This is a genomic window from Streptomyces sp. NPDC051555 (assembly GCF_044454405.1).
Taxonomy (GTDB): Bacteria; Actinomycetota; Actinomycetes; order Streptomycetales; family Streptomycetaceae; genus Streptomyces.
This window is the reverse complement of sequence record NZ_JBITDP010000010.1, coordinates 233,553-241,919: the sequence shown is the minus strand read 5'-3', so window position 1 is coordinate 241,919 and position 8,367 is coordinate 233,553. Positions and strand designations below refer to the sequence as shown.

At 73.2% G+C, this 8,367-nt stretch carries 5 protein-coding genes; 1 reads left to right on the top strand and 4 read right to left on the bottom strand.

All coding sequences use genetic code 11. The features are described from left to right. Positions 1-165: 165 nt before the first annotated feature. Together ACIBEA_RS22065 and ACIBEA_RS22060 are read right to left on the bottom strand one after the other, a co-directional pair. Entirely contained in the window at positions 166-1,131 is a 966-nt protein-coding gene (locus ACIBEA_RS22065; protein ID WP_399263381.1) for a TauD/TfdA family dioxygenase, read from the bottom strand. Then, positions 1,131-5,129 carry a PA14 domain-containing protein gene (locus ACIBEA_RS22060; protein ID WP_399263379.1) on the bottom strand — a complete coding sequence of 1,333 codons (3,999 nt, stop codon included), beginning with the start codon at positions 5,127-5,129 and terminating at the stop codon, positions 1,131-1,133. The genes ACIBEA_RS22065 and ACIBEA_RS22060 overlap by 1 nt, the downstream gene beginning before the upstream one ends. Positions 5,130-5,283: 154 nt before the next feature. On the opposite strand from ACIBEA_RS22060, the gene ACIBEA_RS22055 reads away from it, so the two are divergent. Beyond that, entirely contained in the window at positions 5,284-5,934 is a 651-nt protein-coding gene (locus tag ACIBEA_RS22055) for a response regulator (RefSeq protein ID WP_399263377.1), read from the top strand. Between the two features lie 7 nt (positions 5,935-5,941). Here the strand turns inward: ACIBEA_RS22055 and ACIBEA_RS22050 are convergent, their stop codons facing one another. Both ACIBEA_RS22050 and ACIBEA_RS22045 read right to left on the bottom strand, forming a co-directional pair. After that, positions 5,942-7,885: an ArnT family glycosyltransferase gene (locus tag ACIBEA_RS22050; protein WP_399263375.1), complete on the bottom strand. Its 1,944-nt coding sequence runs from the start codon at positions 7,883-7,885 to the stop codon at positions 5,942-5,944. 52 nt (positions 7,886-7,937) lie between these two features. Beyond that, on the bottom strand, positions 7,938-8,192 hold the full coding sequence (locus tag ACIBEA_RS22045; RefSeq protein WP_399263373.1) for a LysR family transcriptional regulator: 255 nt from the start codon (positions 8,190-8,192) through the stop codon (positions 7,938-7,940). Between the last annotated feature and the right edge of the window lie 175 nt (positions 8,193-8,367).

Below are 8,367 nucleotides of genomic sequence, written 5' to 3'. Positions count from 1 at the left end.
TGTAAATCGAGCTGTTGGGAGCGGGGTTCGCCGCGTAGGGGAGGCCCTGCGGCGGCCGGGGAACGCCGAATGCCCGGCCGGGGGGAGGCCGGGCATTCGGGTCCTGAACCGGCGGGGGTTCCGGTCCCGGGACCGGGCGCTCCGTGGCGGGCGCCCGGCAGTCGGTCAGCTCGTGCGCCGGGTCATGGCGACGAGCACCTTGCGCTCACCGGTGAAGGGTCGCCGGCCATGCGTGGTGAGGATGTTGTCCACCATCATCAGGTCCCCGGTGGCCCATTCCTCGGCCAGCGTCGCCTCCTCGTAGGCGGCGGTGATGACGGCGTGCTCGTCGGCGGTGATGGGCGTGCCATCGCCGTAGTAGGCGTTGCGGGGCAGCCCGTCCGCCCCGCAGAGCTCCAGCAGTCCCTCCCGCAGGTCCTCCGGGAGCGCGTTGACGTGGAAGAGGTGCGCCTGGTTGAACCACACCCGCTTCCCGGTCACCGGGTGCACGATCAGCGCGGCCCTGCGCTGTCGCGTGCGCAGGACCTCACCGTCCCAGTCCGTCGCGATGTCGTGGTCGGCGCAGTAGCTCTCCACCTCGCCCTTGTCCTCGGTCTGGAACCCCTCCTGCCAGGAGAGGCCCATGCCCTGGCGGTACGTCCGGGTGTAGAGCACCCCGTGTGCGGCGAACCGTTCCACGAGTGCGGCCGGGAGGCGTTCGAGCACCGCGGCGCTGTCGGCCACCGGGGTCTCGCCGCCGCTCCGCGCCGCCAGGGCGCAATAGAAGAAGACGTTGTGCGGCCAGGATCGCGAATATGCGGCCTCGTTGTGCTGGGGAATCGTCTGGTCGGCCGGATATTCGGTGGAGGTGTACACGTTTCCGGTGACCCGGCTGCGCGGCGTGGAGCGCTCGTTGTACTCCAGGGTCTCCCCGCCGATTTCGGCGGCGAGCAGCGCGAGTTCGGCCTGCTCGGCCAGGACGCCGCCCTTGACCATCACCGCTCCGTGCTCGTACATCGCGGTGCGCAGGGCTCCGGTGTTCCGCCGGAACCAGTCCCGGCGCTCGCCGTCGTGCAGCGGGGTGACGCGGACCAGGCGGGTCCCCCCGTGCTCGATGACCTCGGTGGTCGCCGAGGTGAACTGCTCCGACATCACTTGTCCTCCTCCTTCAGGCCGACTCCGTCGACGCTCACGCGATTGATCGGATCGCCGGATCCGTAGTCGTAGGGGTTCGCGAAGGGACCGTGCGTCACGGGTCCCGAGAACCGGCCGGTCGCGGGCTCCAGTACGCGCGTGCGCAGGAAGTACGCCGCGTTGCTCCCGGCGTGCTCGTAGCGGACCTCGTACTGTCCCAGCCAGGCGTAGTCGTTCTCGCCGGGCAGGTTGTCCGGTACGTGGTCACCGTCCACGCGGCCGTCGGCGAGCAGGGCCTCGCCGAAGGGCCCGTAGCGGTAGAGGTCGCCCCGCTGGCGGCCGTCGGCGCCGGCGACGAGGAAGATGTCGCCGCGGACGGTCGGCAGGTTCCAGCTGGTCTCGCCCCGGTACGAGCGCCCCTTGGCCACGTACACCACGCCGCCCGGCAGCGCGACGGTGCGGGTCAGGAGCCGCTTGTCGCCGTCCATGACGAGGTCGAGCTGGGGATCGGCGGCGCTCGTGTACCCGTACAGCAGGGTGCCCGCCGCCGGCCCCTGGGCGATCGTCCGGCCCGCGTGCAGGTCGAGCAGGTCGCCCGGGTAGGCGATCACGGCCGGGTCGGGACCCGCGGCGCTCTTGCCGAGGTAGCGCTCGGCGGCGTCGAAGACCTGGCCCATCGGGGTCCCGCCCAGGTCGTAGCGGGTCAGGGCGCCGGCCACGCTGTACTGGGTGCGGCCGATCACCTGTGCGCCCGTGGTCGCCAGCAGGCGGTCGGAGCCGTCGTAGCAGAAGTGCGTCGTGGAGGTGCCGGACGCCGTGCGGTCGACGAGGTTGACCCGGTTGCCGTTGGCTCCCGCGTTCGCGGCGGCGGGCGCGGGGCAGTCGGCGGCGGCGGGCGAGGTGAAGTCGTAGCCGTAGTGGTGCCCGGTGACGTAGGCGTCGATGAGCCGGCCGACCGCGTCGTAGCGGTAGTTGGGGCCGTCCGGGCGGGGGTCCTCGCCCGCCGTCGACTCGTCGACGATGGCGCCGGACCTGGATCGGGTGACCTTGCTGGCGAGCGTGCGCCCGTCCGCGAGGGTCCAGCTCTTGGCGATCGTGCGGCCCTGGGGGTCGCGTTCCACGGCGAGCCGCGTGCCGTTCGCGTAGTCCACGGCGGCGACGTCCCCACCCGCGTCGTGGCGGACGGAGGCGAGCGTGGCGCCGTCGAGCGACACGGCCTGGATCCGGCCGGCCGCGTCGTACCGGAGGGTCTTGACCTGCGGTGCGTCGAAGGGCGTGGGCGGCGCTGTGCGCTCCCGGACGGGGCGGCCCGCGCGGTCGTACTCCGTGTCCGTGCGGGTGCCGTGGACGTCGGTGAAGCGGGTCGTGCGGCCCAGCAGGTCGGTGGTGAAGCCGATGGCGCCGCGGCTGTCGGTGGCCCGCGACGTCAGCGGGTCGCCCCCGACCGCCAGGTCGAACGTCACGGTCCGCGCGGGTGCGTCGGCGTCCGCGGGCACGAAGGTGCCGGACATCCGGCCGCGCGCGTCGTAGGTGACGCACGTCCAGTCGGTGGCGCCGTTGGTCACGGCGATCGGCAGGCCCCGTGCGCTGAAGACGAGCCTCTCCACCCGCGCCGAGCCGGTCGCCGGATCGGGCAGGCTGACGGACTTCGGCAGGCCGCGCTGGGGAGCGGGGTCGTTCGCGGCCGTGCAGGGGTTGTCCGCGTCCTCCGTCGCCCCGTAGTAGGCGGTGGTCTTCTTCCCGCCGCCCGGCGCCACCTCGGCCGTGAGTCGGAAGGCGTCGTCGAACTCGTAACCGGTGCTCAGTGCCAGGCCGTCGGGGTCGGCGACCGTGGCCACGGGCAGGCCGAACGGGTTCAGGCGGGTCTCCACGACCTGCTGGGGCACCCCGTCGGAGTCCGCGCGCACGGTCCTCGATCCGGTCGGGCCGTACGACGTCGTCGTGGCCGCGACCTTGGCGCAGGTGTCGGGGGCCGGGGAGAGCGGGCGCAGGTCCGCGCCGAAGCACTCGCGCGGGCCGGGCCCGTACGACCCCGCCGGCATGCCGTTCTCGCCGTACACCGTCGTGCTCATGCGGCCGGCGGCGTCCGTGGTCGACGCGGGGCCCTCGGTGGCCGTCCACGTGGACCGGGTGGTGCGCAGGGTCGCGTCCGTGTCCGTGAGCAGCCGGCCCGCGGAATCGAAGGTCACCTTGCGGGTCCAGCCCTGCGCCGTGCTCACGCCGGCGGTCCGCACCTGCGCGGACCCGGGGGAGACGGTGTAGGCGTGCTGGGGGCGCCGCTCGGGGTGGCCGGCGGCGCCCGCCGGGTCGGGTGCGGTCACCTCGGCCGCCGATGCCGAACCCTCCCGGTAGGCGATCCGGTACTGGGCGGCCGCGGTGTCGCGCCCGCGGCCCGCCGCGATCCAGTCCATGACGAGCGGCGGGCGCACGGCGGTCAGTCGGTGGTCCGCCGTGAAGCCGAAGTCGGTGGTCTCCTCACCGGGGTTGACGAAGCGGACCAGCTTCCCGCCCCGGTAGACGAGCTGGGTGGTGCCCGCCGAGGGAACCCGTACGGCGCAGACGTGGCCGGCCGGAGCCGCGCCGTCCGCGCACTCCGTGCTGCCGGCATAGAAGAACCTGAGCCCGGTGTCCTCGGCGCTCTTGATCCCCGCGCGTGCGGCGTCGCCGCCGCCCGCGCCGCCCACGGACTGCGGCGCCTTCCGCGCGCCGCGGGCCTGAGCCCCCGCACCCGCCGGTGCGGCCGCCCGTGCCGGGGGTCCGGACGGGACGGGTCCCGCGCCCCGGGCGGCCGTACCGGCCGCCGGGTCGGCCGCGTTCGCGGCGTCCGGGCCGGCCGCGCCCGGTGTGACGCTCCATCCCGGCGGCAGCACGGCACCGACCGGCTGCAGCCAGGACGCCGGTACCGGAACGGCTCGGCCCGCCCGGCTGATCCACAGCCCGGCCTCCCCGCCGCTCGCGCCGCGGCGGTACTCGACCGTGACGTCGTAGCCGTGCCCGGCCTGGAGCGTGACGCCCCGGCCGTACACCTCACGGGCGCCTGCGGGGTGCGCACCCCGCCATTCGTCGAGGACCGGCCGGCCGTCCACGAGGATCCGCACGCCACCGTCGTAGGAGCCGCCGAGCCGGTAGACACCGTCGGCGGGCACCTGCAACCGTCCGGTCCACCGCGCGCGGAAGGGTGCGTCGGGCGCGCCCCCCGGGTAAGCGGCCTCGGCGCCCCAGCGGAAGCCGATGCGGGCGTCGGTGCGTACGAACGCCGCCTTCTCGTCGGCGGCGATGCCGGAGTCGGCGTCACCGGGATAGTAGGAGCCGGTCAGCCCCGCCGACGTGGCGACGGCCTGGGAGTCGTACTGGAACGTCGCCCCCAGGACGCCGGAACCGGTGTACACCTGCGGGGTCTTGACGGAGACCGTGGCGTTCCCCGTGGGCAGGGCGACCGTGACGGGGCCGAGGACGTCGGTGGGCACCGGGCTGCCGGGGGCCTGGGCACCGAGCCGCTGGTTCAGGGAGAACGAACGGGCGGGGGCGTCGGCGCCGCTCCGGCCGCTGCGGTCCTTGGTCCGCACGGTCCACTTGTACTGGCCGCCGTCCTTCAGCAGTCCGGCCGGGACCTGCCACTGCGGAGCGTCGATCCAGCCGGACGAGGTCACCAGGCCGGTGCGCGCGGTGGCTCCGGTGGAGAGGACGAACTCGTAGGCGGCCGCGCCGGTCTGCTGCTCGGCGGCGAGTCGGGGCACGGAGTCGGTGAGGGTCTCCCCGTCGGCGGGCCCGGCGGGGGCCGGCGCGGCCGGACCTGCCGTGATCGGTCCGGAGCCGCCCGCGAACACGCCGGCCGGCCAGGCCGGTTGGACGGGCGGGCCCGCCGGGGCCGCCAGGAACGCCGACCGGGACGCCGGGGTCTGCCCGCCGGATCCGGCCGCCGCGGGGGACTCGGCGCCGAGCAGGGTGAGGAGGAGTGCCGCCACGGCGGTCGTCGTCGTCAGCGCTCTGAGTTTTCCGGGGGGAGCCATACCCATTCACCACTCCAAAACATCGGACGTGCACCGTGCGCGGCGCTCGGGTTTCAACCCTCCCGAGGCTGTCAGCGGCCCCATCCCGAGCGAAGCCCGCAGAGAATCTTTGAATACGCCGCGTTGGTGACCTGCCCGACCTGCAACTACGGTGCTGGACGTGACGATCCGCATACTTCTCGCAGACGATCAGGAAGCCGTCCGCATCGGTTTCCGTTTGATCCTGGACAGCCAGCCGGACATGGAGGTCGTCGGTGAGGCCGCCGACGGTCTCCAAGCCCTCGCACTCGCGCAGGAGTTGAAGCCGGACATCGTGCTCGCCGACATCCGCATGCCGCGCCTCGACGGGCTGGAGGTGACGCGACGGCTCGCCGGCCCCCAGGTCAAGGAGCCCGTGCGGGTGGTCGTCGTCACCACCTTCGACCTCGACGAGTACGTGCACACCGCGCTGCGCAACGGTGCCTGCGGGTTCCTGCTGAAGCGGTCGGGAACGACGTTGCTCATCGAGGCGGTGCGCGCCGCGATGGCCGGCGACACCCTGATCAGCCCGTCACTGACGGTGCGCCTGCTCAAGCACCTGCACCGTCCCGCGCAGGTGCGGGCGGGTCAGCCGGTCGAGGCGTTGACGGAGCGCGAGACGGAGATCGCCCGGCTGGTGGCGAAGGGCTTCACCAACGCGGAGATCGGGACCGAACTCTTCATCTCCGCCGGGACCGCCAAGACCCACGTCGCCAACATCCAGCGCAAGCTCGACTCCCGCAACCGGGTCGGCATCGCGGCCTGGGTGTGGGACAACGGCCTCGCCGACTGACCCCGCTTCACTTGGGCGCGCAGTCGTACAGGATGACGTCGTCGCCGAATCCCATGGCCGGGGGTGCCTGCTCGGGCCGCGGGGGGCCCGCGTACTCGGTGGCGGGGACCTTGGCGCAGTGGTCGCTGATCCACTGGGTCCGCCGGGTGAACATCTCGGCTCCCGGGGCGGCCCGGTCCGCGCTGAGCGCGTAGCGCAGTGCGCCGCCGCGGGTCCACTCCTGTAGTTGCCGGACCGAGGGCGAGTCGTTGTCACCGCCGTAGCCCCCCATGCCGATGACCGGGGCGTCGGTGTTGAGGATGTAGGACGAGGCTCCCATGGAGCCCCATTCGACGGCCAGGGCGATCCGCTCGGTACCCGCCCGTTCGGTGACGTACTGGAGGATCCGCTGCTGGAGTTCGCTCAGCCGGGCGCTGCTGCTGGGCACGGGCGGTAGTTTCGTCGGCCCCGCGATCGGGTTGAGACCGCCCATGACCTGGGGGGATCCCGGGACCGTCGCCGCCCAGGCGCCGGGCGCCAGCAGTACGGCGATCACGGCGCCGCAGAGCGCGGCGGGCAGCAGAGCCTCTCGCAGGCGCGAGGCCGCGAGCAGGGCGACGGCGAGGAGGCCGGCCGCCAGCACCGGCCAGAGGAGCCATCCGTGCCACTCCGGGGTGCGACGGATGATCACCGCGGCCCAGCCGGTGGACACGAGGACGGCGGCCAGGGCCGCCGGGACCGCCCAGCGCGCGCCCGCGCGGTGCGCGCGCACCAGTGCGGACAGCAGCCCACCGCACAAGGCGGCGACGGCCGGCGCGAGGACGCTGGTGTAGTAGGGGTGGAAGACGCCGCGCTGGGTCGAGAACAAGCCGGCGCACACGATGATCCACCCGCCCCACAGCACCCAGCCGGAGGTGGGCACCACCGCGTCGGCCGCCAGCCGGGCGCGACGGCGCCGTACCCCTGCCGTCACGGCCACCACCAGCGCGAGGGCGCAGAGCGGCAGCAGCCAGCTGATCTGGCCGCCCACCTGCTCGTTGAACAGGCGGCCGGCGCCGGCCGCGCCACCGAACACGTCGCTGCTCCCGGCGCCGCCCTCGGCGTGGAAGATCCGCCCGAGGCCGTTGTAGCCGATCACCAGGTCCCAGGCGGAACCGTCCTTGCCGCCACCGATGTAGGGGCGCTCCCCCGGCCACAGTTCGACCAGCACGATCCACCACAGGGAGGACACGACCAGGACCGCGGCCGCGGCCAGCAGCCGCCAGAGTCGGGCGACCGGGCTGCCCGCCCCGCCCACGAGCCAGGCCGCGGCGAAGGCGGGGACCGCCATCCAGGCGGCCAGCATCTTGGTCAGGAACCCGCACCCGATCAGGAAGCCGCTCGCGCAGAGCCACCAGGTCGCCGAGCGGAGGGTGGCGTCGTCCGTCCCCTCCAGGGCGCGGGTCAGGGCGTAGGCGGCCGAGACGAGCAGCAGGACCAGCAGGGTGTCGGGATTGTTGTCACGGTTGATGGCGACGGTGATGGGCGTCAGGGTCAGCGCCAGGGCGGCGAGCAGCCCCGCGCCCTCGCCGGCCCAGCGCCGTACCGTGCGGTGCAGCACGAGGACGGCGGCCACGCCCTCCAGCACCTGGGGGAGGATCAGTGACCATCCGTGCACTCCGAAGATCTTGCTGCTGAGCACTTGCGGCCACAAGGAGCTCGGCGGTTTGTCGACCGTGATCACTCCGGCCGCGTCGTAGGAGCCGAAGAGGAAGTTGGTCGCGCTCGTACCCATCGATTTCGCGGCCGCCGCGTAGTAGACGTTCCCCCAGCCCGCGTTCCCCAGGGACCAGCCGTAGAGGCCGGCGGCGAGGACGAGGACCGACGCGAGCGCGGCGCGTGCGGACCACGGGGGTAATCGACCGCCGGTGGCCGGCGGCGCCGGCCGTCCGGGTGCGGCGGGACGCGTGGAGGCGGAAGGGGAAGGACTCATGGGCGGTTTCGCTTTCGTCAGGGGGCGCACGGGGAAAGGGCCGCGGGCCCCGTCATGCCGCGCACACGCCCTTCATGCTGTCGATGAGCACCAGTACGGCCCGCGCGGACGGAAGGATCATCCGCCCCTCCCGGGTGAGCGTCGCTCCCGTGGAATCGCGGGTGAAGAGTTTGGTGCCCAGCATTTGCTCAAGGCACTTGATCTGATAGCTGATGGCAGGCTGCGAATACCCGAGCACTTTCGCGGCACGGTCCATGCGCCCAATCTCAGCCACGGACACAAAAGCGCGGAATTCCCGCTCGTGCATCTCGCCCCCCGTCTTCTTGGTAGACCACGACCGGCTTCATCGGTACCGCCCGCCGCAGCGGTGGTGTCCGACGAAATCGAGTCCATATCAGCCCACCTGCGAGGCAGGGGCAATGGATGAGGCAGGAAGCTGCAACCGGGCGCGCACCGGGACGCGCCGAGGGCGCCCCCGCGTC